Here is a 25408-nt window from a genome sequence, read left to right on the forward strand (position 1 = left end):
CTGTAGGAGCGAGGCTTGCCCGCGATAACGATCCCAGCTGCACCCCAGGCTTAAAGCCCCGCCGCCGCCAACTGCGGCGCCACCCATTCGCTGACCTTGAACGGCTTGCGAATCAGCCGCTGCTGCGCGGCCAGGTCCACCGCGTCCTGCAGTTTGCCGAGGAACACCGGGTCCAGGGTCGAGGGGAAGATTTCGCTGAAGCGCTGATCCTTGAGGTCCTGCTGCAGCACCGCCGGCGGGTAGCTGGCCAGCCCCGACACCAGCTCGATATAGGCGTCCTTGTTGCTGTCCTGGGTCAGCCACTGCACGGCCTGCTGCTGGGCCTTGAGCAGCTTCTCCACCACCTCGGGATGGGCGTCGACGAACGCGCCGCTGCCCACCAGCACCGCCTGCACGCTACCCGCGCCGCCCAGGTCCTTGGTGTTCAGCGGCACCTCGGCCAGGCCCTTGGCCTGCAAGGCATTCAGGTTGGAGCCGCCCCAGGTAGCATCGATTTGCTTCGCCGCCAGCGCCGCGACCGCCGCGTTGAAATCCAGGTTGATGATCTTCAGGTCCTTCTCGCTCAGCCCCTGGCTGGCCAGCGCGGCATCCAGCGACAGCTGCGTGGCGGTGCCGCGGAACACTGCGACCCGCTTGCCCTTGAGGTCCTGCAAGGTCTTGATCCCCGATCCCGGCACCACTCCCAGGTACTGCTTGACCCCACGGGCCGTGGCGCTGAGCAGGCGGGTGTCCAGGCCGTTGGACTTGCCGATGATTGCCGCCAGGTCCCCCAGGTAAGCCAGGTCCACCTGACCGTTGGCGAAGGCCTCGTTGATCACCGGGCCCGCGCCCTTGAAGTAGTTCCACTGGATGCTGATGCCCTGGTCGGCGAAGGCCTTTTCGAAGATCTGCTGCTGGCGCAGCACGTCTGTCACCCCGCCGCCGCTGTGCTGGGTGCCGGCGCTGAGGTCCGGCACGGCGATGCGGATCTGCTTGAGTTCATCGGCCTGGGCCAGCAGCGGCAGGCAGCCCAGAAGCCCCGCCAGGGCCGGCGCGGCGAACAGGCTGAGGACGCGTTTGAAGGGAAGGTTCATAAGGTGTGGCTCCTGGCTACGACGGGCATTGAGGAGCAGAAGGTAGGCCCAAGGCGGTCCAAGCTTTAAATACTATAAGTTCACATTTTAATAACCCGTTCGAATAAACCAGCCAGGACGCGGCTCTGCGCGGCGTATGCATGGACAGCATCGAAAATATTCTCCAAATGCATTGGATGCAGCGTGCCTGGAGGCCTTAAATGGCCTCTCTTATCTCCCAATAGCATCGATATAACTTTTTATATAACCAAAATAAGATTCTGTAGGAGCGAGGCTTGCCCGCGATAGGCCGCAGGCCGGTGGTGGCCCTGTTGCGACCTTGAGGTCGCCATCGCGGGCAAGCCTCGCTCCTACAGAAGAAGAAAGAACAGAAGAAAAAAGATGCAGCACAACCCGACAACGGAGATCGTCCATGGCCCGTGTTTCCCTTCTCAGCTTGCCGTTGGCCGCGCCCGCCGATAAGCCGCTGTCCTGGCCGCGCATCCACCGGCGGCTGTTGCCCTGGTTGCTGCCCCTGGGCCTGTTCGTCCTGTGGTGGCTGGCCAGCCGCAATGCCTGGATGAGCGAGCAGATCCTGCCGGCACCCGCGCTGGTCTGGAGCAGCGCGCTCGAGCTGGCCGGCGGCGAGTTGTGGAGCCATCTGGCGATCAGCCTGCAACGGCTGGCCTGGGGCCTGCTGGCAGGTATCGGCGCCGGCGCCGTGCTGGGCGCGGCACTGGGCTCCAGCCGGCGCCTGGAGCGCCTGGTGTTCCCGACCTTCGCCGCCCTGGCCCAGGTCCCGACCCTGGCCTGGATCCCGCTGTTCATGGTGTTTTTCGGCATCGGCGAACTGCTCAAGCTGGTGGTCCTGGTCAAGGCCATCGTGGTGCCCGTGACCCTGCATACCCTGGTCGGCGTGCGCGACGCCCAGCCCAGATTGCGCGAAGCCGCCGCCGTGCTGCGCCTGCCGCCGCACCTGCTGATCCGTCGGCTGATACTGCCCGCCGCCCTGCCCGCCTTCATGGCCGGCGTGCGCCTGGCCCTGGCCGCCGGCTGGACCTCGTTGCTGGCGGTGGAGCTGCTGGCCTCCAGCGAAGGCATCGGCTACCTGATGGTCTGGGCGCGCCAGCTGTTCATGCTGGATATCGTCTTCGTCTGCATCGTGGTGATCGGGGTGATTGGCGTGGCCATGGACCGCGGCATCGGCCTGCTGGACAAGGCCCTGGTGCACTGGCCGCACCCGGCCATCGCGCAGATCCGCCGCGGCCCGCGCTACCAGGGCTGGCAACGCCTGCAACCCTGGTTGCTACCGCTGTTCCTGCTGGCGCTGTGGCAAGTGGCGAACCAACTGGAATGGGTCGACGCCAACATTCTGGTGAGCCCGCTGGCGGTGCTGCAAACCACCTGGAACGGCCTGCTCGACGGCAGCCTGTCCGGCGGCCTGGGCCTGAGCCTGCGGCGCACCCTCGGCGGCCTGTTGCTGGGCGGCGGCCTGGGTTTTGCCCTGGGCCTGCTGCTGGGCTTGTCGCATCTGAGCGAACGGATTCTGGGCCCTACCCTGGCGGCGCTCCGGCAGATCGCCATTTTCGCCTGGGTGCCGCTGCTCACCGCCTGGTTCGGCCTCGGCGAGCTGGCGAAATGGGTATTTGTCGCCCTGGCTGCGTTCTTCCCGCTGTTTATCGCCACCCAGCGCAGCGTCGCCAACCTGTCGCCGCAACTGACCGAGGCGGCGCAAGTGCTGCGCCTGAACCTCTGGCAACGCCTGCGCCGCCTGGTGCTGCCGGGCGCCGCGCCGGGGATCTTCGCCGGGCTGCGCCTGAGCCTGATCTACGCCTGGCTGGGGACCATCGGCGCGGAATATTTCATGCCGTCCAACGGCGGCATCGGCAGCCAGATGATCGGCGCCCAACAGCTGCTGCGCATGGACCTGATCCTCGCCGGCATGCTCCTGGTGGGCCTCACCGGCGCCCTGCTCAACCTCATTGGCCAACAGCTCGAAACCCGCGCCACACGCTGGAGACACGCATGAACGCACTCGTACCTTCCCCTATCGTCAGCTTCAACCAGGTGGGCAAGACCTTCGAGGTCGCCGGCGGCGAACTGGAGGCGATCCGCGAATTCAACCTGGAAATCGCCGAGGGCGAATTCGTCGCCATCGTCGGCTCCAGCGGCTGCGGCAAATCCACCCTGCTGCGCCTGCTGATCGGCCTGGACACACAGTTTCGCGGCGAGATCCGCGTCGACGGCAAGGCCGTCAACGGCATCGGCGGCGAACGCGGCATCGTGTTCCAGGAACACCGCCTGTTCCCCTGGCTGACGGTCGAGGAAAACATCGACCTGGGCCTGGTCAACGAAGCCCTGAGCGCCAGCGAACGGCAAACCCGCATCGCCGATTTCATCGAACTGGTGGGCCTCACCGATTTCACCCGCGCCTACCCGCACCAGCTCTCCGGCGGCATGGCGCAACGGGTGGCCATCGCTCGCGGCCTGGTGGCCAGCCCGCGCATCCTGCTGCTGGACGAACCCTTCGGCGCCCTCGATGCGCTGACCCGCCAGCAGATGCAGGACGAACTGCTGGCGATCCGCGAGCGGGCCAGGATCACCACGGTGCTGGTCACCCATGACGTCGAGGAAGCGATCTTCCTCGCCGACCGCGTGGTGGTGATGGAACCGCGCCCCGGCCGGATCAAGCGGGTGGTGGACATCGCCCTGCCCCATCCGCGCCAGCGCAGCAGTTTCGACTTCCACCAGCTGCGCGAAGAACTGCTCCACGAACTGACCAGCGACGATCACTACCAGGTGCCTTTGCCCGCCCAGATCCGTGACCTGCCACTGGCCTTTATTGCTTGCTGATAAGGAGTGAATAGATGCCGCAACGTCCCAACTTCCTGGTGATCCTGGCCGACGACCTGGGCTTTTCCGATCTCGGTGCCTTCGGCGGTGAAATCGCCACGCCGAACCTCGATGCCCTGGCTTTCAACGGCCTGCGCCTGACCGACTTCCACACCGCGCCGACCTGCTCGCCGACCCGCTCCATGCTGCTCACCGGCACCGACCACCATATCGCCGGCATCGGCACCATGGCCGAGGCCCTGACCCCGGAACTGATCGGCAAGCCGGGCTACGAGGGCCACCTCAACGACCGCGTGGTGGCCCTGCCCGAGCTGCTGCGCGACGCTGGCTACCAGACCCTGATGAGCGGCAAATGGCACCTGGGCCTGACCGCCGAACTGGCGCCCCACGCCCGTGGTTTCGAGCGTTCGTTCTCGCTGCTGCCCGGCGCCGCCAACCACTACGGTTTCGAGCCGACCTACGACGAAAACACCCCGGGCCTGCTCAAATCCACCCCGGCGCTGTACATCGAGGACGACCGCTTCATCGACGAGTTGCCCAAGGATTTCTATTCCTCCGACGCCTTCGGCGACAAGCTACTGCAGTACCTCAAGGAGCGCGACCAGACCCGGCCGTTCTTCGCCTACCTGCCGTTTTCCGCGCCGCACTGGCCGCTGCAGGCCCCCGAGGAAGTGGTGGCCAAGTACCGTGGCCGTTATGACGCCGGCCCCGAGGTGCTGCGCCTGGAGCGCCTGGAAAAGCTCAAGCAACTGGGGCTGATCGAGGCCGATGTGGAACCGCATCCGCTGCTGGGCCTGAGCGCCGAATGGGCGGCCCTGAGCGAGCAGCAACGGCAGGTTTCCGCGCGGGCCATGGAGGTCTACGCGGCGATGGTCGAGCGCATGGACTGGAACATCGGCCGGGTGGTGGACTACCTGCGCAAGCAGGGCCAGCTGGACAACACCTTTATCCTGTTCATGTCCGACAACGGCGCCGAAGGCGCGCTGCTGGAGGCCTTCCCCAAGTTCGGCCCGCAGCTTTTGACCTACCTCAACCAGCACTACGACAACAGCCTGGACAACATCGGCCGCGCCAACTCCTACGTCTGGTACGGCCCGGCCTGGGCGCAGGTCGCCACCGCCCCGTCGCGCCTGTTCAAGGCCTTCACCACCGAAGGCGGGATCCGCGTGCCGGCGCTGGTGCATTACCCGCAGCTGTCGCTCAAGGGCCGGATCAGCCATGGCTTCGGCACGGTGATGGACATCACCCCGACCATTCTCGACCTGGCCGGGGTGCGCCATCCGGGCAAGCGCTGGCGCGGCAAGGAGGTGGCGCCGTTGCGGGGCAAGTCGTGGCTGGGCTTCCTGTCCGGCGAGACCGCGCAGGTGCACGACGAACACACGGTCACCGGCTGGGAGCTGTTCGGCCGCCGGGCGATTCGCCAGGGCCAGTGGAAAGCGGTGTACATCCCCGGCCCCGTGGGCCCGGCGACCTGGCAGCTGTACGACCTGAGCCAGGACCCGGGGGAGATCCACGACCTGGCACAGAGCAATCCGGACAAGCTCAGTGCGCTGATAGGCCATTGGCAGCAATACGTGGACGAAACCGGGGTGATCCTCAGCGCCTCGCCGTTCCAGCCGGATTGATCCCGTAGCCGCTGCCGAAGGCTGCGATAGGTCCGCAGGACCTCCTAGGACCTTGAGATCGCTGCGGCCGTACCGGCCGATCGCAGCCTGCGGCAGCGGCTAAAGGGTTGTGCAAGGCGCCGGGGATTGCGGCGTCCGGGTAATCGTTATCGCGGGCAAGCCTCGCTCCTACGGATGGGCGTCGTTCATAAATGTCGCGAACGACACAGCTCTGTAGGAGCGAGGCTTGCCCGCGATTGGCCCTCAACGCCGATCCATCACGCCCTGACGCCCCGCACCACCTGCGCCGCCGCCTGTTCCTTGCGGGTAAAGCGATTGGCCCGGCCGAAGGTGCCGAAATCGTTGAAGCGCACGCCCATCTCGGCCATCACCTTGTGCGCTACCGGCGCGGTCAGCTGGCGGATATAGAAGGGTTCCTTGACCACGAAATGGTGGATGCCGTGGGTGCTGCCGAAGTTGAAGCAGAACGCCTGTAACGGCCACAGCCACCAGGGGTTGAGCACCTGGGTCTGCTGGATCACGTTGCCCGCTTCGATGTCGCCGTAGTAGTGCATGTTCGAGCTGACGAAATGCAGGCAGAAGGTGCGCAGCACATTGGGGCCGATGATCACCACCACGGCAATATCGATCACCTGCATCACCGCCAGGGTGTCGGCCGACCAATCGATGGGCGCACCCAGCAGCGCGGCGACGCCATTGGCGGCGTGGAAGCCGAGAAACACATACCAGGCCCCCCAATGCAGTAACGCCAGCGGTGCGTACACCTTCAGGGTGCGCTTGAGGATATTGCGCTTGTGCGCCCAGGTCCTGGCCCGCAGGGTGCGGATCAACGACGACATGAGGTTGTCGCCAACCATCAGCAGCCGGGCGAAACCCCAGGGCTCGCCGTTGGTGATGGCGCGCTCCTCCATGTCGGCCTCGGTGCCGGACACCTTGTGGTGATTGAGGTGCAAATGACGGCGGATCCAGGGATTGATGGTGCTCGGCCGCGCCAGCCAGACCAGCGCCAGCATCAGGTTGTGGGGGATGCGCTGCTTGCGGAAATACATGCTGTGGATCAGGTCGTGTTCCAGCTCGTGGGTCAAGGAGGCGAAAAATGCGTTGAGCAGCAGGCAGGCCCACCAGGCCATGTACCCGCCGATATAGAGCGCCGCCGTGCCGATCATCCCGGCCAGGGCCAAGGCCAGGATGCCCGCGCCCAACGCGTCCTGATGCTTGAGCAGCGGGTAGCGCTCGCGCAACTCGACGCCCCTGGCCAGCACCACCTCACGAATATGCGCCGATCGTTGCTGAGCATTCAGCCGGTCGGGACTTGCAGAAGTACCGTGCATGCTTCCATCCTCTGGTTATTGATGTTCGCATCCTGCCCTGCGCCCGCGCGCCGGGCGCTAGCCGCGGACGCCAACCTGTTGACCGGACGCGCCAACCGCCATGACCGAACCCACTTCCCTCGCCAGCTGGACCCGCGCCCTGCGCAAGCAGCTCGATGCCCTGGGCCTCGACAGTACCGCCCTGTGCCACCAGGCCGGGCTCGACCCGCAACTGATGGACGACCCCAACGCCCGCTACCCGCTGTCGGGCACTACCCGCCTGTGGCAGCTGGCGGTGCAGGCCAGCGGCGACCCGGCCATCGGCCTGCGGGTCTCGCGCTTCGTCAGCCCGACCACCTTCCATGCCCTGGGTTATGCGCTGGTGGCCAGCGGCAGCCTGCGGGAAGTGTTCGAGCGCATCGTGCGTTATCACCAGGTGGTCAGCGATGCCCTGGAGCTGGAGCTGACCCGCACCGAGGACCGTTATCGCTTTCGCCTGAAGGTCCCCGAGGGCAACCCGGAACCGGCGTTCGAGGCCATCGACGCCTTTGTCGCGATCTACGTGCGCACCTGCCGCAACCGCCTGGGCCGCGACTATGCGCCGCTGGCGGTGTACCTGCGGCGCCCCGAACCGGTGGACCCCAAGCAATGGCACACAGTGTTTCGCGCGCCGGTGTTTTTCAGCGCCGACGAGGACCGCCTGGAGTTCGGCCTGCACGACTTCGACAGCCACCTGGACGACGCCAACCCGGAACTGGCCGAACACAACGAGGCCGTGCTCAAGCGCACCCTGATGCAACTGCAACCCTTGACCTGGGAGCGCAAGGTGCGCGGGGTCATTGAGTCCCAGTTGCCGGAAGGCGAACCCTCGGCCGAACGGGTCGCCCAGGCCCTGCACCTGAGCCTGCGCAGCCTGCAACGCCACCTGGCGGACGAGGGGTGTCGCTTCGACACTCTGCTCAACGAATGCCGGGAGAACCTGGCCCTGCTGCACCTGCGCGACCCGCAGTGTTCCCTGAGCGAGATCAGTTACCTGCTGGGGTTCGCCGATGCCAGCAGCTTCAGCCGCGCGTTCAAGCGCTGGACCGGGATGACGCCGGGGCAGTTTCGCGATGGGTTGCGTTAACTGGGAGACTGGCGGTGCTAGTGCCGGCCTCATCGCGAGCAAGCTCGCTCCTACATGAACAACGCAGGCCCCTGTAGGAGCGAGCTTGCTCGCGATAGCGATCTGACGGTCAAACCCCGGCCAATATCCGCAACCGGTCTTCGTCGAGGATCTCGATCTCGCCATACCCCAGCTTGAGAATCCCCTGCCCCTGCAAATCCTTGAGGATCTGGTTGGTGGTCTGGCGCGACAGCGATAGCAGCAGCGCCAGTTGCTCCTGGGGCAGGTGCAGGACCCGGCGCAGGGTGTCGGTCTCGCCGTAGCCGCGGGCGATCATCAACAGGCGGTTGGCCACCCGCGCCGGGGCCGGCATCAGGCTCAGCTGTTCGAGGTTGATAAAGGTCAGGCGCAGCTTATGGCTCATCAACAGCGCCAGCTGCCGCCAGTATTGCGGGTGCTCGTCCAACAGTTCGAGCAGCGCCGCCTGGGGCACATTGAGCAGGCTGCACGGGCCCACGGCATAGGCGTCATGGGTGCGCGGCTGGCCGTCGAACAGGCAGATCTCGCCGAACCAGTGCGGCGCCTCCACCAGGCTCAGCAGCGCCTCCTTGCCTTGCTCGCTGACCGCGCCGACGCGCACCGTGCCTTCCAGCACCGCGTACAGGCCGCAGGGCGGATCGCCGCGCTGGAACAGGCGCTGGCCCGGCGCCAGCGAGCGCAAACGGGCATTGGCCAGCAGACTATTCTGTAATTCAACGGGCAAGCGGCTGAACCACTGGCCGCTCATCAGGCGCTCACGCCAGACCTGCATCTTCATCGATAGCGTTATCCACACGGGCAGCGAGCCGATTGTCGCCTAGCTGACAGAGCCGGCAACCGGCGCAGGGCATGATTCGATCACCCTACAGGAGGAACAACAATGAAAAGCCTCGTCGACCATCTCAGTCAATACGCCGCCTACCACCGTGATCCGCGCAACATCGCCAGCCACTTTATCGGCATTCCGCTGATTGTGCTGGCCGTCGCGGTCCTGCTGTCGCGCCCCGCCTGGCCGGTCGCCGGGCTGTGGTTGTCGCCGGCGCTGTTGCTGGCGCTGGCGTCATGCGGGTTCTACCTGCGCCTGGAGTTGCGCCTGGGCCTGCTGATGACGCTGCTGATGGGGCTGTCGGTGTGGGCCGGCCATGCACTGGCGCAACAAAGCACCCTGGTCTGGCTGGCCAGCGGGGTGGGCATGTTCGTGATCGGCTGGGTGATCCAGTTCGTCGGCCATTACTACGAAGGGCGCAAGCCGGCCTTTGTCGACGATGTCTCGGGGCTGATCGTCGGGCCGTTGTTCGTGGTGGCGGAGCTGGCGTTTCTGCTGGGGCTGCGCCAGGCGCTCAAGCATGAGATCGAGGCGCGGGCGGGAGGGGTGCGGGTCAATCCGAAGCGCGCGGCGGTGTAGATCGCAATCGCGGGCAAGTCGGATCGCCGCCCGCTCGCTCCTACAGATCGGCGTCGTTCGTAAATGTCGCGAACGACACGAACCTGTAGGAGCGGAGCTTGCTCGCGATGCTTTTGACGTTTAGATATTGGCGACTTTCTGCCAGACCTTGGGCTTGAAGAACAGCGTCTCGCCCTTGGCCAGCCCGACCAGGCTGTCATGGTCTTTTACCACTTCGGCCTCGATCAGTTCGCTCTGCCCTTCGACCTTCAAGGTCACCCGGGTGGTGGCGCCCAACGGACGGATATCGCGCACTTCGGCGGCATGGTGATCGGCCAGTTCGGAGCGCGACAACGACACTTCGTGCGGGCGGAACAGCACATGGTGGTCCTCGCCCAGGTGCAGGCGGTTGGAGTCGCCGAGGAAGTGGTAGACGAAGTCGCTGGCCGGGTTCTCGTACACCTCGCCCGGCGAGCCGATCTGTTCGATCACGCCCTTGTTCATCACCACGATGCGGTCCGCCACTTCCATGGCTTCTTCCTGGTCGTGGGTAACGAATACCGAGGTCAGGTTGATGTCTTCGTGCAGGCGCGCCAGCCAGCGGCGCAGCTCCTTGCGCACCTTGGCGTCCAGGGCGCCGAAGGGTTCGTCCAGCAGCAGCACTTTCGGCTCCACCGCCAGGGCGCGAGCCAGGGCGATCCGCTGGCGCTGGCCGCCGGACAACTGCTCCGGATAGCGGTCGGCGAGCCAGTCCAGCTGCACCATGTTCAACAGCTCATGGACCTTCTCGGCGATCCTGCTTTCGCTCGGGCGCTGGTTCTTCGGCTTCATGCGCAGGCCGAAGGCGACGTTGTCGAACACGCTCATGTGGCGAAACAGCGCGTAGTGCTGGAACACGAAACCGACGTTGCGATCGCGCACGTCGTGGCCGGAGACGTCCTCGCCGTGGAACACGATACTGCCGGCGTCCGGGGTTTCCAGGCCGGCGATGATCCGCAGCAGGGTGGTCTTGCCGCAGCCGGACGGGCCCAGCAGCGCCACCAGCTCGCCGCTCTGGATGTCCAGGTTGATGCTGTTCAGGGCCTTGAAGGCGTTGAAGTTCTTGCTGACGTTACGGACTTCGATCGACATGATTCATTCCTCCGCGGCGCTGGCGCGCAGGCGGTTGATTCGGTTTTCGCTCCACTGCTTGAGCAGCAGGATGAAGAGCGCCAGGATCAGCAACAGGCTCGCGACGGCGAACGCGGCGACGTGGTTGTATTCGTTGTAGAGGATCTCGACGTGCAGCGGCAGGGTGTTGGTCACCCCGCGAATGTGCCCGGAAACCACCGACACCGCACCGAACTCACCCATGGCCCGCGCGGTACAGAGCACCACGCCGTAGATCAGGCCCCACTTGATGTTCGGCACGGTCACATGCCAGAACATCTGCCAGCCGTTGGCCCCCAGCAGCCGCGCGGCTTCCTCTTCCTGGGTGCCCTGCTCCTGCATCAGCGGGATCAGTTCGCGGGCGACAAAGGGCACGGTGACGAAGATGGTCGCCAGGACGATGCCCGGCAGGGCGAACACGATCTGGATATCGTGATCCTGCAGCCACGGCCCGAACAGACCCTGGGCGCCGAACATCAGCACATAGACCAGGCCGGCGATCACCGGCGACACCGAGAACGGCAGGTCGATCAGGGTCACCAGGATGCTCTTGCCGCGGAAGGTGTATTTGCTCACGCACCAGGCAGCGCTGACGCCGAACACCAGGTTCAGCGGCACCGAGATCAGCACGGCGATCACCGTCAGCTTCAGGGCCGACAATGCGTCCGGCTCGAAGATCGCGGCGAAGAACGCGCCGAGGCCGAGCTTGAGCCCCTGGGACACCACGATGAACAGCGGCAGCAGCAGGAACAGGGCGAAGATCAGCCAGCCAAGGCCGATCAGGATGCGCCGCGAAGTGGCGCTGCCACGACGGTCGGCGTTGGCCGAAGAGGCTGCGGAAATGGACGATTGGGACATGGTTCGCGCCTCCTTAAGGTCGTTCGATGCGCCGTTGCAGCAGGTTGATCAGCAGCAACAGGACAAAGGAAACCACCAGCATCAACACGCCGATGGAGGTCGCGCCGGTGTAATCGTACTGGTCGAGCTTGACCATGATCAGCAGCGGCAGAATTTCGGTTTTCATCGGCATGTTGCCGGCGATAAAGATCACCGAGCCGTACTCGCCGACGCCCCGGGCAAAGGCCAGGGCGAAACCGGTCAGCCAGGCCGGCAGCAGCGCCGGCACCAGGATGTGGCGGAACACTTGCCAGGGTTTGGCGCCGAGGCAGGCGGCGGCTTCTTCGACTTCCCGGGGAATGTCGGCCAGCACCGGCTGTACGGTGCGCACCACGAACGGCAGGGTGACGAAAGTCAGCGCCAGAGTGATACCCAGCGGGGTGTAGGCGATCTTGAACCCCAGGTCGGTGGCGAACTGGCCGACCAGGCCGGTCGGTGCGTACAGCGCGGTCAGCGCGATACCCGCCACGGCGGTGGGCAGGGCGAACGGCAGGTCGATCATCGCGTCGATGATCTTGCGCCCGGGAAAGCTGTAGCGCACCAGCACCCAGGCCAGCAGCGTGCCGATCACGCCGTTGATGATCGCCGCGTACAGCGCCGTGCCGAAGCTCAGCTTGAGCGCGGCGAGCACCCGCGGTGCCGAGACGATGGCCCAGAACTGATCCCAGGTGAGTTGGGCGGCATGCACGAACATCGCCGCCAGGGGTATGAGCACAATCAGGCTGAGGTACACCAAGGTGTAGCCCAGCGTCAGCCCGAAGCCGGGTATGACGGGGGAGATACGACGCGACATAAAAGTCCTTGGTTAGCGGGTAGATACCATTGTAGGAGCGAGCTCGCTCGCGAAGAACTCAAGGGCACCGCGCTCATTCAGAATGTACGCGTCATCGTTGACGATCTTCGCGAGCAAGCTCGCTCCTACAGGTAGTGTTGCTTATTGCGCCTGGTAGATCTGGTCGAACACCCCGCCATCATTGAAGAATTTCGGTTGGGCAGTTTTCCAGCCGCCGAAGTCCTTGTCGATGGTCACCAGGTCCAGTTTCGGGAACTGCTGAGCGTATTTGGCCGCCACATCCTTGTCCCGCGGACGATAGAAGTTCTTCGCCGCGATCTCCTGGCCGGCCGGGCTGTACAGGTGCTTGAGGTAGGCCTCGGCGATCTCGGTGTTGCCCTTTTTCTCGGCGTTCTTGTCCACCACCGCCACTGGCGGCTCGGCGAGGATCGACAGCGAAGGCACGACGATGTCGAACTTGTCGGCGCCACCGTCTTCCTTCAATGCCAGGAAGGCTTCGTTTTCCCAGGCCAGCAACACATCACCCTGACCGTTGTTGACGAAGGTGATGGTCGAGCCGCGGGCGCCGGTATCCAGCACCGGTACGTGCTTGAACAACTCCTTCACGTATTCCTGGGCCTTGGCTTCGCTGCCACCGGCTTTCAGGCCATAGGCCCAGGCGGCGAGGAAGTTCCAGCGGGCACCACCGGAGGTTTTCGGGTTCGGCGTGATCACCGACACGTCTTTCTTGATCAGGTCGCCCCAGTCCTTGATGCCCTTGGGGTTGCCCTTGCGCACCAGGAACACGATGGTCGAGGTGTAGGGCGTGCTCGCATCCGGCAGGCGCTTTTGCCAGTCGGCCGGCAGGCTCTTGCCGAGTTTGGCGATTTCATCGATGTCGCCGGCCAGCGCCAGGGTCACCACGTCGGCGCGCAGGCCGTCGATCACCGCGCGGCCCTGCTTGCCCGAGCCACCGTGGGATTGCTGGATCTTGACGTTGTCGCCCGGGTGTTCCTTTTTCCAGAAGCTTGTGAATTCGGTGTTGTAGTCCTGGTACAGCTCGCGGGTCGGGTCGTACGACACGTTGAGCAATTCGTAATCCTTGGCAACGGCGGAACCGGCAAAAACGGCGCTGGCGAGGGCGGCCAGGGCATAACGGCGAATCGACGACATGATGGAGCTCCCGAATTTTTTAATGTGCTGGCATTTTTCTTATGGCGAATCAGGCCCGCATTCGTGGGCGAACGCTGGGGTTCAGGTTGGGGGTCATGGATGACGCCCTCCGGTGGTCCAGTCGGGCCTCTCGCGGCGAGAGGTAGTGCGAAATTCAGCTTGGTTTATTGCCAGGGTTTTGCAGGCGGAATTTTTCCTTGCGTTCGATCTGCACGACCTGGGCGTTGTGCACGGTGATTTCCACCGCGCCGAAACGCAGGTCGCGCAACGCGCTTTGAATCTCGCGCAAGATGGTTTGTTCGTCCTGGCCGTCAACGCTACGAAGAGATGCGCTCATGGTGTTGCTCCTGAATGAGATGTGCCTGGCAGTGGCGGCACTGCTTGCGGCGTGAGGGCAATAGTAGATAGGCGCAGATATTCTTAAAAATACTATTTAAGAATGTTTATATAACCAGAAGAAATTATTTGAGCTGACACGGGGTTGCGTGGGAATTGGCGCTGATTGCAGCGCCAACTCGCCTCCGTAGGAGCGAAGCTTGCCCGCGATGGCGGCCTGCCTGATACACCGCGGCGCCTTGATCGCGAGCAAGCTTCGCTCCTACAGAAGCTGCCGCAGGTCCTCCTACGTCCTCACGCGCGCCACGGCCGTCCCGGCCGATCGCAGCCTGCGGCAGCGGCTACAGGTGGAATCGATGCAAGTCCGGCAATCAGTGGATCTGCGGCACCCGGCCCCATTCCAGTTGCGTGGCCGGCACCGGGCGGCCGAACCAGTAGCCCTGGCCCAGGTCGCAGCCCTGGTCGAGGAGGAACCGCGCCTGCTCCACCTGTTCGATGCCTTCGGCGTGCACCTGCATGCCCATGCTCTGGGCCAGGGCGATGATCACCCGGGAGATCGCCGCGTCGTCTTCGTCCCACGGCAGACCGGCGACAAAACCCTGGTCGATCTTCAGCTTCTGCACCGGCAGGCGCTTGAGCCGCAGCAGCGAGGAATAACCGGTGCCGAAGTCGTCGATGGCCAGGCGCAGCCCCAGTTCGCGCAGGCGATGCATCTGCTCCAGGGCGACTTCCGGGTCTTCCATCACCGCGCTTTCGGTGACTTCCAGCTCCAGATAGGCCGGGTCAAGGCCGGTGTCGTGCAGCACCTGGGCCACCTGCTGGTACAGCTCACGACGGGCAAACAGACGGCTGGAGACGTTCACCGCGACGAAGGACAACGCCATGCCCTCCGCCTGCCATTGGCACATCTGCCGACACGCCTGCTGCATGACCCAGGCATCGATCTCGGCGATCAGCCCGGTGCGTTCGGCAATCGGGATGAACTCGCCAGGCGGCACCAGGCCGCGTTGCGGATGCTCCCAGCGCACCAGCGCCTCGACCCCGACCAGGCGGCTGCTGGCGAGGTCGTGCACCGGTTGGTAGAACACCCGCAGCTCCTGCTGCTCCAGGGCGCGGCGCAATTCGAAGGCAATCTCCACCCGTTGCTGGGCGTGGGCCGTCAGTTCCTCGGTGTACAGCGCGTAGCTGTCGCGCCCGGCGCTCTTGGCCTTGAACAGCGCCGTGTCGGCGTTGCGCAACAGTTGCTCGGCGCTCAGGGCGTCGCTGGGGAACAGGCTGATGCCGATGCTGGCATTGATGAACAGCTGATTCTCGTCCATCAGGAAAGGCTGCTTCACCCCGTCGATGATGCGTTGCGCCAGCACCGCGGCCTGCCCCGGCTGCGCGCAGCTCTCGACCAGCACGGCGAACTCGTCGCCGCCCAGCCGCGCCAGGGTGATGCCCGGGCCAAACATGCCTTGCAGGCGCTGGGCCACGGCCTTGAGCAGACGGTCGCCGACATTGTGCCCAAGGCTGTCGTTGATCATCTTGAAGTGATCCAGGTCGACCATCAGCAGCGCGCAGCCGCGCTTGTGGATCTGCGCCGACGCCAGGGCCTGCTCGGCGCGGTCGGTGAACAGCAGGCGATTGGGCAGGTCGGTCAGCGGATCGTGGTGCGCCAGGTGGGCCAGTTCGTGCTCGGAATCCTTGATCGCGCTGATGTCGGAGAACACCGCGACATAGTGGCTGAGCTGACCGTCGTCATCGCGGATGGCGCGGATGGTCTGCCACTGCGGGTAGATCTCGCCGCATTTGCGTCGGTTCCAGATCTCGCCGCTCCACTCGCCCGTGGTGTTCAGCGAATCGAACATGACCTGGTAGAAATCCGCCGTGTGGTGCCCGGACTTGAACATGCTCGGCTGGCGGCCCAGCACCTCGTCGCGCTGATAGCCGGTGATCTCGATGAACGCGCGGTTCACATGGACGATCTGGCCCCGGCGATCGCTGACCAGCACCCCTTCGCGGGTGCAATCGAACACCGCGGCCGCCTGGCGCAGACGCTCGCGGTCCTCGCGCTGGTGGTGCAGCCAGGAGTCGGCGCCCAGCAAACGCAACAGGCGGCCCCGCGCGATGAAGATCAGGACCGCGCTGACCAGCGCCCAGAGATACCCGTTGATCAGTTGCCAGCGCGCCAGATCGTTCGACTCATCGAAGAAACTGCTCAATAAATGACCACTGAACTGCAGCCACAACACAGACAACAAGAGGTAGAGCAGGGCTGCGCGCAAAGCGTCGCGAGAAGAAACCGACATAAGGTCGTCAATGTCCTTACGGAAAGCTAGGGATTATAGAGGAAGAAACATCTCGCCACTCTTATCTGAAAGGGCGACTGGTTTTCTCTGTGGGCTTGGTGATAATGCGACTGCTGTTTTTTCTTTATCGAGGGCCCTACAGCCTATGTGGTACGAAGGTTTTCTTGGCTTGTCGGCCTGGCAACTGGTGGCAGTCACCCTGTTAATGACTCACGTGACCATCGTTGCGGTCACGGTTTACCTGCATCGCTATTCAGCCCACCGCTCCCTGGAGCTCAACGCCGGCCTGAAACATTTCTTCCGCTTCTGGCTGTGGCTGACCACGGCGCAGAACACCCGCGAGTGGACCGCCATCCACCGCAAGCACCACGCCAAATGCGAAACCGCGGACGACCCCCACAGCCCGGTGATCAAGGGCCTGTCCACGGTGCTGCGCAAAGGCGCCGAGCTGTACCGCGAAGAAGCGAAAAACCCGGAAACCCTGCGCATCTACGGCAAGAACTGCCCGGACGACTGGATCGAACGCAACCTCTACTCGCGCTACAAGCTGGGCGGCGTGGCGCTGATGGCGGTGATCGACCTGCTGCTGTTCGGCACCATCGGCATCACCATCTGGGCGATCCAGATGATGTGGATCCCGTTCTGGGCCGCCGGGGTGATCAACGGCCTGGGCCACGCGGTCGGGTATCGCAATTTCGAATGCCGCGACGCGGCGACCAACCTGGTGCCCTGGGGCATCCTGGTCGGCGGCGAAGAGCTGCACAACAACCATCACACCTACCCCAACTCGGCCAAGCTGTCGGTGAAGAAGTGGGAGTTCGACCTGGGCTGGGCCTGGATCAAGGTGTTCAGCTTCCTGCGCCTGGCCAAGGTGCAGCGTGTCGCGCCGATCGCCCACCGGGTCGAAGGCAAGGGCCACCTGGACATGGACACGGCGATGGCGATCCTCAACAACCGTTTCCAGATCATGGCGCAGTACCGCAAGCTGGTGATCGCACCGCTGGTCAAGCAGGAGCTGGACAAGGTCGATCACTCGGTGCGCCATCAGTTCCACCGCGCCAAGCGCCTGCTGTCGCGGGAAACCAGCCTGCTGGAAGAGCGTCACCATGCGCGCATCCAGAACATGCTGGAGCACAGCCAGGCCCTGAAAGTGATCTACGAAAAACGCCTGGCGCTGCAGCAGATCTGGGCCAAGACCAGCTCCAACGGCCACGACATGCTGGCGGCGATCAAGGACTGGGTCCACGAAGCCGAGGCCAGCGGGATCCAATCGCTGCGCGACTTCGCCAGCCAGTTGAAAACCTACTCGCTGCGCCCCGCCACCGCCTGACGCTGGCCCGTTCACCCGCCACGGCAAGCTCAGCTGCCGTGGCCGGTGGGCTTCGCTACCCTCGCCGCCCCCTGAGTTCCAGCCCGTCATCCGCGGCACCGTGACCGCCCAGCGGCTGCCGGCTCCCAGACCACGGAAACCGGGAACTTCGTCGCCAATCCCCTATCTCAAGCAACACTTCGCCATCCAGGCGGGCTTTCTGTGGCCGCTTCGTTTCCCGAGCGGCATGCGCTTTGAGATCGGTGCCGATGGTCAACAAGAACCCACAACTCCCATCCGCTTTGCCCCAGTGGCCCGAGGCCGCGCAAACCCTGATGGCGCTGATGCACGCCCAGGGCGAGGTTGCCCGGCTGACGGAACGCGAACAGCTGTTCAGCTCGTTGCTGGTCAGCGTCAATGCCGTGCTCTGGGCCTTCGACTGGGAAGCCCGCCAGGTGCTGTATGTCAGCCCGGCGTATGAACGCATCTTCGGCCGCTCCGCCGGCCTGCTGCTGGCCGACGCCAACGAATGGCGCGACAGCGTCTACCCCGACGACCTCGAATACGCCGAGCGGACCCTGGCCCAGGTGCTGGAAAAAGAAGCGGTGGAAGACCGCGAATACCGCATCATCGATGCCCAGGGCCAGGTCCGCTGGCTCAGCGACAAGTGCTTCATCAATCGCAATGCCGCCCCCGGGGACCGGGTGATCATCGTCGGCCTCGCCGAGGACATCACCGAGAAAAAGCACCTGGAAACCGAGCTGCAACGCCTGGCCACCACCGACGTGCTGACCCAGAGCAGCAACCGCCGGCACTTCTTCGAATGCGCCAACCGCGAATTCGAGCAGGCGCGCCAGCAAGGCACGCCGCTGGCCTTCCTGTTGCTGGATATCGATGATTTCAAGGTGGTCAACGACACCTACGGCCACCCCGAGGGCGACAACGTCCTGCAACGCATCGCCGAGACCGGCCGCGCCACCCTGCGCCGTGGCGATCTGTTCGGGCGTATCGGCGGCGAGGAGTTCGCCGCCCTCTTCCCCGGCTGCGCCCCGGACATGGCACGCCAGGTTGCCGAACGCCTGCAGCGGGAAATCCAGCGCCTGACCTTCAGCCATGCCGAGGGACAGTTCAGCATCACCGTCAGCCAGGGCCTGACCAGCCTCACCGCCGACGACGAAAAACTCGACAGCCTCTTCGCCCGCGCCGACGCGGCGATGTACGAGGCCAAGCGCCAGGGCAAGAACCGGATCGTTTCGGGGTAGACGACCTCACGGGAACTCCGTAGCCGCTGCCGAGCATCAGCGAGGCTGCGATCGAGGTGGGCGGCATTCCGACGAAGTCCTCGCAAAACCTGAACTCACGTTTTGTCAGGAAGAACTTTACGGCTGCTTCGCAGCCGATCGCAGCCTCGCGGGGCTCGGCAGCGGCTACAGATGTGCTGCGCCAGCCGCTGGTCGAGGTATCAGCTTTTACGCAGCCGGGTCAGCTCCGGCAGGCCAATCTTGAGCAGGCGTGCGGTCTTGCTGTTGGCCAGCTCTTCGAGGCCCTCGGATGGCTGCAGGCGCGCGAGCTGGGCGGAGAGGTTCATCACCAGGGCCTCGCGGGAATAAACCCCGCCACCGAGCTGGTAGGCCGAGGCAATCAGCTCGCGCAGCTCCAGCGGCAGGCGCCAGCGGGTGCGCAGGGCCGAACCGTAGGCCGCGCCGAACTGTTCCAGGGCATCGCCGATCTCTTCCATGTCGTCCAGCGCGCCACCGGCCTGTTTCCACTCTTGCAGGCAACGCAGCAGCGCCAGGTCACCCAGGCGATGCAGCATGCCGGCGCAATAGCAGCGCTCCTGGTCCAGGTCCAGCAAGCGGGCCAGGGTCCGGCCGTATTCCGCGGTGTGCAACGACAGCTCCCAGTAACGCTCGGCGTAATCGCCCAGGGCCGGGTCGCTCAGGCGCGCGCTGCGCTTGAGCGCCAGACCGAGAATCAGGTTCATGCTCTGCCCGGTACCCAATCGATGCAGGGCCTGGGCCAGGGTCTGCACGGCGCTGCCATGGTGCTGGGCGGCGCTGTTGGCCGCGGCGATCAGCACCGCGGTGATCTGCGGGTCGGTACGCACCTCTTCTTCCAGCAGCTTGAGGTCGAGGCCGTTGGGGTTGAGGCTGCGTTTCACCGCCAGCTGCACATCGGCGAGCAACGGCGCGCCGTCGGCCAGCTCGCGGCGGCGCTCGAGAAAGGTCCACAGGGTCATGCCCGGCGCCAGGGTCGGAACCTCGCACGAGACTTCCTGGCCAGCGTCCAGCAGCAGGTCCTGCAGGCGCTGGGTCAGGCCTTCCATGTTCAGCGGCTTGGTCAGGTAGGCCGTCGGCGCCAGCGGCAGGGCTTCGCGCACGCTGGCACTGTCGTTGCGGGTGCTCATGAGGATAAAAGGCAGCACCGGGTTGCGCTTGCGCTGGCGCACGCTGCGCAGCAGGCCGAGGCCGTCGACGCCGGGCAACTCCCAGTCGGCGATCACCAGGTCATAGGGGTTTTCGGCCAGCAATTGCAGGGCTTCCTGACCGTCGGCGCACACATCCAGCCGCGCGTCGCAACGTACACTCAACAACACTTGCTTGAGCAAATCGCGAGACCAAGGGTCCGCCTCGGCAATCAACACTCGCGGTACAGCGGGTAAATCCACAGCAGTCATGCAGCACGCTCCCTGGGCAATCCCTTGCACCTTAGTCAATGCCAAGGCTTCCATACAACGCAAATGCACCGCGCAGCCGCGATCGGCACAAAAAAACCCGCCGAAGCGGGTCTTTTTGTCGATCGGGTCACAGGCGGGATCAGAGCTCTGAGAAGCACTCTTCGATGATCGCCAGGCCCTTGTCCAGTTGCTCGTCCGGCGAGGTCAGCGGAACCAGCACGCGCAGGACGTTGCCGTAGGTGCCGCAGGACAGCAGGATCAGGCCCTTGTCGCGCGCCTTGGCAACAACCTGTGCCACGGCGGCAGCGTTCGGCTTGTGGCTGTCGCCGTTCTCGAACAGCTCGACCGCGATCATCGCGCCCAGGGCACGCACGTCGCCGATCACCGGGTACTTGGCCTGGATGGCCTTGAGGCCGGTCACCAGACGCTCGCCGACCGCCTTGCAACGGTCCAGCAGGTGCTCTTCCTCGAACACTTCCATCACGGCCAGGGCCGCGGCGCAAGCGATCGGGCTACCGGCGTAGGTGCCGCCCAGGCCGCCTGGTGCGATGGCGTCCATGTATTCGGCCTTGCCGCAGACACCGGCCAGCGGGAAGCCGCCGGCGATGGACTTGGCGAAGGTGGTCAGGTCGGCGGCAACGCCCATCTGCTCCATGGCGAAGAAGGTGCCGGTACGGCCAGCGCCGGTCTGCACTTCGTCGGCGATCAGCAGGATGCCGTGCTGGTCGCACAGGGCACGCAGACGCTTCATGAACTCTTTAGGCGCGACGTAGAAACCGCCTTCGCCCTGTACCGGCTCGATGATGATCGCGGCGATGTCACGTGGCTCGGCATCGTTCTTGAAGATGCGCTCGATGCTGGCGATCGAATCGTCGATGCTCACACCGTGCAGCTCGTTCGGGTACAGCGCGCGGAAGATGCCGCCTGGCATCAGGCCCATGCCGGCCGAGTAAGGCACGACCTTGCCGGTCAGGCCCAGGGTCATCATGGTGCGGCCATGGTAGGCGCCGGTGAAGGCGATCACGCCGGCGCGGCCAGTGGCGGCACGGGCGATCTTCACCGAGTTTTCCACGGCTTCGGAACCGGTGGTCACCAGCAGGGTTTTCTTGGCGAAATCGCCCGGCACCTTGGCGTTCACTTTTTCGCACAGTTCCACGTAAGGCTCGTAGGCCAGGACCTGGAAGCAGGTGTGGGTCAGCTTGTTCAGCTGCTCGGTCACCGCGGCGACGACTTTCGGGTGCAGGTGGCCGGTGTTGAGCACGGCGATACCGCCGGCGAAGTCGATGAACTCGCGACCTTCAACGTCGGTTACCGTGGCGTTCTTCGCGGAATCGGCGAAGATCGGGTGAATCTGGCCAACACCGCGCGGTACGGCGGCTTCACGGCGTTTCATCAGGGATGCGTTGGTCTTGCTCATAGTGTCCTCATTCGCCGCTCATCGGTCGGCGTGGTTCAAGGATGACGTGGCGGGGAGGCAACCGCGGCAGCATGCGATGATCGACTGCCCCGGCTATCCCGGCCACTACTGAAATATCGTTTACAGCACGCCAGGGGACAGCGCTCTCGTGCCCCTGGCGTTTAAAACCATGCCTTGGCGCGGGTATCAGATACCCAGGCAGAGGTATTTGATTTCCAGGTAATCCTCGATGCCGTACTTGGAGCCTTCACGGCCCAGGCCCGAAGCCTTGATGCCGCCGAACGGCGCGACTTCGTTGGAGATCAACCCGGTGTTGACGCCGACCATGCCGTATTCCAGGGCTTCGGCCACACGGAACACACGGCCCAGGTCGCGAGCGTAGAAGTACGAGGCCAGGCCGAACTCGGTGTCGTTGGACATCGCGATCACTTCGGCTTCGTCCTTGAAACGGAACAGCGGCGCCAGCGGACCGAAGGTTTCTTCCTTGGCCACGGCCGCGTCTTTCGACACGTTGACCAGGATGGTCGGCTCGAAGAAGTTGCCTTCCATCGGCTTGCCGCCGGCCAGCAGGGTCGCGCCTTTGCCCAGGGCGTCGGCGATGTGTTCCTGGACCTTGGCCACGGCTTTTTCGTCGATCAAAGGACCGGTGGTGGTGCCGTCTTCCAGACCGTTGCCGATCTTCAGCTTGGCCACCGCGGCCTTGAGCTTCTCGGCGAAGGCGTCGTAGACCGAATCCTGGATGTACAGGCGGTTGGCGCAGACGCAGGTCTGGCCGTTGTTGCGGTACTTGGAAATGATCGCGCCTTCGACGGCCTTATCCAGGTCCGCGTCGTCGAACACGATGAACGGAGCGTTGCCGCCCAGCTCCAGGGAGACTTTCTTGATGTCCTTGGCGCATTCGGCCATCAGCTGGCGACCGATTTCGGTCGAGCCGGTGAAGGACAGCTTGCGCACGATCGGGTTGCTGGTCAGCTCGCCGCCGATGTCGCCGGCGCTGCCGGTGACCACACTGAGCACGCCTTTCGGGATGCCGGCGCGGTGCGCCAGCTCGACCAGGGCCAGGGCGGAGAACGGGGTCTGCGAAGCCGGCTTGATCACCATGGTGCAGCCAGCGGCCAGGGCCGGGCCGGCTTTACGGGTGATCATCGCCGCCGGGAAGTTCCACGGGGTGATGGCCGCGGTCACACCGATCGGCTGCTTGATCACGATCAGGCGCTTGTCCGGCTGGTGGCCGGGAATCACGTCGCCGTAGATGCGCTTGGCTTCTTCGGCGAACCATTCGATGAAGGAGGCGGCGTAGGCGATTTCGCCCTTGGCTTCGGCCAGTGGCTTGCCCTGCTCCAGGGTCATCAGGCGACCGAGGTCGTCCTGGTTTTCGATCAGCAGCTCATACCAGCGACGCAGCTTGGTCGCCCGCTCCTTGGCGGTCAGCGCGCGCCAGGCCGGCAGGGCCTTGTCGGCGGCTTCGATGGCACGGCGGGTTTCAGCCGCGCCCATCTTCGGCACGGTGCCGAGGATTTCGCCCGTTGCCGGGTTGTTCACTTTGATGGTCTGGCCGTTATCCGCGTCGACCCAAGCCCCATCGATGAAGGCTTGCTGGCGGAACAACTGGGCGTCTTTAAGCTGCATGTCGGTTTCCTTAACAGCACCGCGCGGGGCGGAGCGAATTGTGATTGTTGAAAGGCGCCTTGACAGGCTGCCGTCAGGAAAAACTGTTACCGGGCTCAAGCACAGAAATAGCGCCTATCAGAATAGACGGGCGGGTCGGCTCTCAGACAAGAGCGTTTGAAATCTCAAACGAATCCTAGGGTCAACCGGGGGACAGGGCAATAGGCTGTTCGAAAAAAAGAACGAAAACGCCGCTTTGGCAGAATCTTTCGGATCAACGACACCGCCCCGGCGGTTGGGGGCAGACGCCCTCCCTGTAGGAGCGAGCTTGCTCGCGATGGCGGCCTGACGGTCGACATGGGTGTCGAATGGGCGTCCTTTATCGCGAGCAAGCTCGCTCCTACAGGGGATTGGGGTTGGGCTGGCGTTGCGCAAACGCAAAAAACCCCGCAGCCGGAAGGCTGCGGGGTTTTCTCAGGGCCAGGTCTTAAGTGAACGACTTGAGCACTGTCAGCAGGCTGGTGAGGTTGTCGCCCACACCGCCCTGGGCCACTTTTTCGGTGGCCGAGGCGCCGGCGGTGGTGTCGACACTGTAGATCTGCATCACGCCCTGGTTGGTGGCCGCCTGGGCCAGGGTGTTTTGCTGTTGCTGGGCCGAGACCGAGTTCTGGAACAGGATCGCTACGGATTGCCCCATTGACTGGTAGATGGTGCCCATCGACATGGCCGGCGCTTCGGCCACGACCTTGACGTTGGTCTGGGTGACGGCATCGGTGATTTGCGGACTGACTGTACTCATAGATGAAACTCCTTATTAAGAAAGAACAACTTCCGTTAGCGTTCGCCCGATCAAGGGTTGAACGACTTGAGGATCGTCAGCAGGCTGGTCAGGTTATCGGCCACGCCGCCCTGGGCGACTTTTTCGGTCGCCGCCGCGCCGGCGGTGGTATCGACGCTGTAGATCTGCATCACGCCCTGGTTGGTGGCCGCCTGGGCCAGGGTGTTTTGCTGCTGCTGCGCAGAAACGGAGTTCTGGAACAGGATCGCCGTGGCCTGGGCCATGGACTGGTAGATGGTGCTCATGGCCATCGCTGGCGCTTCAGCCACCACTTTGACGTTGGTCTGGGTGACCGCGTCGGTAATTTGCTCGTTGACTAATGGCATGGTTCAACTTCCTTTGTTAGTACACGGCGGGTTCCGTGTTAATCAATGAACGTGGCAAAACACAGGCTGTGAATACGCAAACGCTCAATGCTCCGCCGGGGCGCCGGCTGGCTGGCCGAGACGGGAAATCACCGCCTCGACCTGCTCGACCAGCCCCTGCATCCGCGCCTGGACGGCCGCATTGACAGCCTGCTGGATCAGCTCGGTCTGCTCGGGCGTCAGCGCCTGCGCGGGCTTGGCGCCCGCCTCGGCGGCAGCCGCCTGTTGCTTGGCCGCCAGCCACTGGCGAATCACCGCTTCGCGCTGCTGGGCGCTCTGCTGCAGCGCGCCTTCGCTGGCCTTGGCCTGCGCCATCAACTCGCTGGTGCGCTGTTTCTCGTTGTCGATCAGGTGCTGGGTCTGGGTGAGCACCTGGTCGATGACACCCGTCTGCGGCTGACTGCGCATCCAGGCTTCGAGAATCTGCTTTTCACCCGCGGACAGGCTCAGGTTGAGCGCGTCGGCCAATTGGTAGAGACCCGCGAGCGAGTCCTGGTTTTCCTGGGGCATCTGGATGTCCTCCTTCAGACACGGAGCCGCGCCGCTAAAGCCGCACCTCGATGCCGTCCTGCCAGAAACCGGCGAAGTAGAACTTGCCGTCGCTGTCGCAGGACGAGGCCAGGTCCCAGGGGGTCATGGCGGTGGGACGGGTATCGAAGACCGCGGGCGGCGGTGGCAGCAGGTTGGCGTTGTTGTAGAGGTTGCCGACCTCGTAGCTGTTGGCGACGAATTGCGAACAGAACGAGACGTTGCCGATCGCCACCGACTCGTTGATCCGCGCCTGCAGCTCGGGGGTGAACGGGGTGCGCTTGAATACCGACAACGCCGCGTTCCATACGCTGTAGCGGCCACTGATCTGGGTACTGCCGACGTCGCCGTTGAATTGCTCGGCGGCCACCACCGCGGCCCGGGCGAGATCGTCGTCACCGCAGGAATAGACCATCGCCGAGCGCTTGACCGCCTCGCTCGACAGATCGGTCATCTGGATGCCACTGCCGACGCTTTCGATCACACAGGTATCGCTGATCGCGATGGCCGCGTGCACCACGGGCACATTCGGCGAACCGTCGCCGAACATCTTGGCCTTGATCCACTGCCCCGCGCGAATGAACGCGCGGGGAATGCTGGTGGACAGCTTGTCGTCCACTTGGGCTACTGAAAAAACAATATCTCCAGGCTGCATGATGTCGCTCCTCATTGAAGAAAAG

24 protein-coding genes are annotated in these 25408 nt (G+C 64.3%); 7 read left to right on the forward strand and 17 right to left on the reverse strand.

The annotated features are described in order from the left end of the window. Positions 1-50: 50 nt before the first annotated feature. Together PVZ80_RS27280 and PVZ80_RS27285 are read right to left on the reverse strand one after the other, a co-directional pair. Positions 51-1073, reverse strand: coding sequence for an ABC transporter substrate-binding protein (locus PVZ80_RS27280; RefSeq protein ID WP_273864827.1), 1023 nt, complete (start codon positions 1071-1073; stop codon positions 51-53). Positions 1074-1283: 210 nt separating this feature from the next. Then, a complete protein-coding gene (locus tag PVZ80_RS27285; RefSeq protein WP_124314652.1) occupies positions 1284-1487 on the reverse strand; it encodes a hypothetical protein in 204 nt (67 codons plus the stop codon). Here PVZ80_RS27285 and PVZ80_RS27290 point away from each other — a divergent pair. The 3 genes from PVZ80_RS27290 to PVZ80_RS27300 are packed head-to-tail and all read left to right on the forward strand — an operon-like array spanning position 1486 to position 5530. Beyond that, a complete protein-coding gene (locus PVZ80_RS27290; RefSeq protein WP_124354478.1) occupies positions 1486-3081 on the forward strand; it encodes an ABC transporter permease in 1596 nt (531 codons plus the stop codon). The two genes, PVZ80_RS27285 and PVZ80_RS27290, sit on opposite strands and share 2 nt — an antisense overlap. Next, positions 3078-3905 carry an ABC transporter ATP-binding protein gene (locus PVZ80_RS27295; RefSeq protein ID WP_273864828.1) on the forward strand — a complete coding sequence of 276 codons (828 nt, stop codon included), beginning with the start codon at positions 3078-3080 and terminating at the stop codon, positions 3903-3905. Before PVZ80_RS27290 ends, PVZ80_RS27295 begins: the two co-directional genes overlap by 4 nt. A 14-nt stretch (positions 3906-3919) precedes the next feature. Then, positions 3920-5530, forward strand: coding sequence for an arylsulfatase (locus tag PVZ80_RS27300; protein WP_053267991.1), 1611 nt, complete (start codon positions 3920-3922; stop codon positions 5528-5530). Positions 5531-5787: 257 nt separating this feature from the next. Here PVZ80_RS27300 and PVZ80_RS27305 read toward each other — a convergent pair whose 3' ends face one another. Beyond that, entirely contained in the window at positions 5788-6861 is a 1074-nt protein-coding gene (locus PVZ80_RS27305; RefSeq protein WP_273864829.1) for a fatty acid desaturase, read from the reverse strand. Between the two features lie 100 nt (positions 6862-6961). Here PVZ80_RS27305 and PVZ80_RS27310 point away from each other — a divergent pair, with 100 nt between their 5' ends. Further along, positions 6962-7966, forward strand: coding sequence for an AraC family transcriptional regulator (locus PVZ80_RS27310; RefSeq protein ID WP_009046392.1), 1005 nt, complete (start codon positions 6962-6964; stop codon positions 7964-7966). A gap of 109 nt (positions 7967-8075) precedes the next feature. Here PVZ80_RS27310 and PVZ80_RS27315 read toward each other — a convergent pair whose 3' ends face one another. Further along, a complete protein-coding gene (locus PVZ80_RS27315; protein ID WP_053267990.1) occupies positions 8076-8762 on the reverse strand; it encodes a Crp/Fnr family transcriptional regulator in 687 nt (228 codons plus the stop codon). A 102-nt stretch (positions 8763-8864) separates the two neighbouring features. On the opposite strand from PVZ80_RS27315, the gene PVZ80_RS27320 reads away from it, so the two are divergent. After that, on the forward strand, positions 8865-9389 hold the full coding sequence (locus tag PVZ80_RS27320) for an Mpo1 family 2-hydroxy fatty acid dioxygenase (protein WP_009046390.1): 525 nt from the start codon (positions 8865-8867) through the stop codon (positions 9387-9389). A 120-nt stretch (positions 9390-9509) separates the two neighbouring features. On the opposite strand, the gene PVZ80_RS27325 is transcribed toward PVZ80_RS27320, so the two are convergent. The 6 genes from PVZ80_RS27325 to dibA form a co-directional block, all read right to left on the reverse strand. Then, entirely contained in the window at positions 9510-10499 is a 990-nt protein-coding gene (locus tag PVZ80_RS27325) for a sulfate/molybdate ABC transporter ATP-binding protein (protein WP_009041631.1), read from the reverse strand. Between the two features lie 3 nt (positions 10500-10502). After that, the gene (gene cysW, locus PVZ80_RS27330; RefSeq protein ID WP_007921522.1) at positions 10503-11375 is read right to left on the reverse strand and encodes a sulfate ABC transporter permease subunit CysW; all 873 of its coding nucleotides are present in this window, start codon (positions 11373-11375) and stop codon (positions 10503-10505) included. A gap of 13 nt (positions 11376-11388) precedes the next feature. Continuing rightward, entirely contained in the window at positions 11389-12207 is an 819-nt protein-coding gene (cysT, locus tag PVZ80_RS27335; RefSeq protein WP_007921521.1) for a sulfate ABC transporter permease subunit CysT, read from the reverse strand. A 141-nt stretch (positions 12208-12348) separates the two neighbouring features. Further along, complete coding sequence (locus PVZ80_RS27340) at positions 12349-13359, reverse strand: sulfate ABC transporter substrate-binding protein (protein WP_016705023.1); 1011 nt, start codon at positions 13357-13359, stop codon at positions 12349-12351. 154 nt (positions 13360-13513) lie between these two features. Next, a complete protein-coding gene (gene oscA / locus PVZ80_RS27345) occupies positions 13514-13696 on the reverse strand; it encodes a sulfur starvation response protein OscA (protein ID WP_009041629.1) in 183 nt (60 codons plus the stop codon). A gap of 370 nt (positions 13697-14066) precedes the next feature. After that, positions 14067-15986 (reverse strand): phosphodiesterase DibA, encoded by a 1920-nt coding sequence (gene dibA / locus PVZ80_RS27350; RefSeq protein WP_028683885.1) that lies wholly within the window; start codon positions 15984-15986, stop codon positions 14067-14069. A gap of 145 nt (positions 15987-16131) precedes the next feature. Here dibA and desA point away from each other — a divergent pair, with 145 nt between their 5' ends. Beyond that, positions 16132-17316 (forward strand): delta-9 fatty acid desaturase DesA, encoded by a 1185-nt coding sequence (desA, locus tag PVZ80_RS27355; RefSeq protein ID WP_009046387.1) that lies wholly within the window; start codon positions 16132-16134, stop codon positions 17314-17316. A 248-nt stretch (positions 17317-17564) separates the two neighbouring features. After that, positions 17565-18557 carry a GGDEF domain-containing protein gene (locus PVZ80_RS27360; protein ID WP_273864830.1) on the forward strand — a complete coding sequence of 331 codons (993 nt, stop codon included), beginning with the start codon at positions 17565-17567 and terminating at the stop codon, positions 18555-18557. 200 nt (positions 18558-18757) lie between these two features. Here PVZ80_RS27360 and PVZ80_RS27365 read toward each other — a convergent pair whose 3' ends face one another. The 7 genes from PVZ80_RS27365 to PVZ80_RS27395 form a co-directional block, all read right to left on the reverse strand. Next, the gene (locus PVZ80_RS27365) at positions 18758-19972 is read right to left on the reverse strand and encodes a response regulator (RefSeq protein ID WP_009046385.1); all 1215 of its coding nucleotides are present in this window, start codon (positions 19970-19972) and stop codon (positions 18758-18760) included. Positions 19973-20111: 139 nt separating this feature from the next. Continuing rightward, positions 20112-21389 (reverse strand): 4-aminobutyrate--2-oxoglutarate transaminase, encoded by a 1278-nt coding sequence (gabT, locus tag PVZ80_RS27370; RefSeq protein WP_009041624.1) that lies wholly within the window; start codon positions 21387-21389, stop codon positions 20112-20114. A gap of 186 nt (positions 21390-21575) precedes the next feature. After that, positions 21576-23018 (reverse strand): NADP-dependent succinate-semialdehyde dehydrogenase, encoded by a 1443-nt coding sequence (gabD, locus tag PVZ80_RS27375; RefSeq protein ID WP_007930336.1) that lies wholly within the window; start codon positions 23016-23018, stop codon positions 21576-21578. Positions 23019-23484: 466 nt separating this feature from the next. Next, a complete protein-coding gene (locus PVZ80_RS27380) occupies positions 23485-23796 on the reverse strand; it encodes a RebB family R body protein (protein WP_009046382.1) in 312 nt (103 codons plus the stop codon). 50 nt (positions 23797-23846) lie between these two features. Further along, positions 23847-24161, reverse strand: a complete 315-nt coding sequence (locus PVZ80_RS27385) for a RebB family R body protein (protein WP_009046381.1) — start codon at positions 24159-24161, stop codon at positions 23847-23849. Positions 24162-24245: 84 nt separating this feature from the next. After that, positions 24246-24710: a hypothetical protein gene (locus tag PVZ80_RS27390; protein ID WP_009046380.1), complete on the reverse strand. Its 465-nt coding sequence runs from the start codon at positions 24708-24710 to the stop codon at positions 24246-24248. A 34-nt stretch (positions 24711-24744) separates the two neighbouring features. Continuing rightward, positions 24745-25383 (reverse strand): hypothetical protein, encoded by a 639-nt coding sequence (locus PVZ80_RS27395; protein ID WP_009046379.1) that lies wholly within the window; start codon positions 25381-25383, stop codon positions 24745-24747. Positions 25384-25408 lie beyond the last annotated feature (25 nt).

Origin of the sequence: Pseudomonas sp. B3G-3, assembly GCF_028640915.1 — a bacterium.
GTDB lineage: Bacteria > Pseudomonadota > Gammaproteobacteria > Pseudomonadales > Pseudomonadaceae > Aquipseudomonas > Aquipseudomonas chlororaphis_I.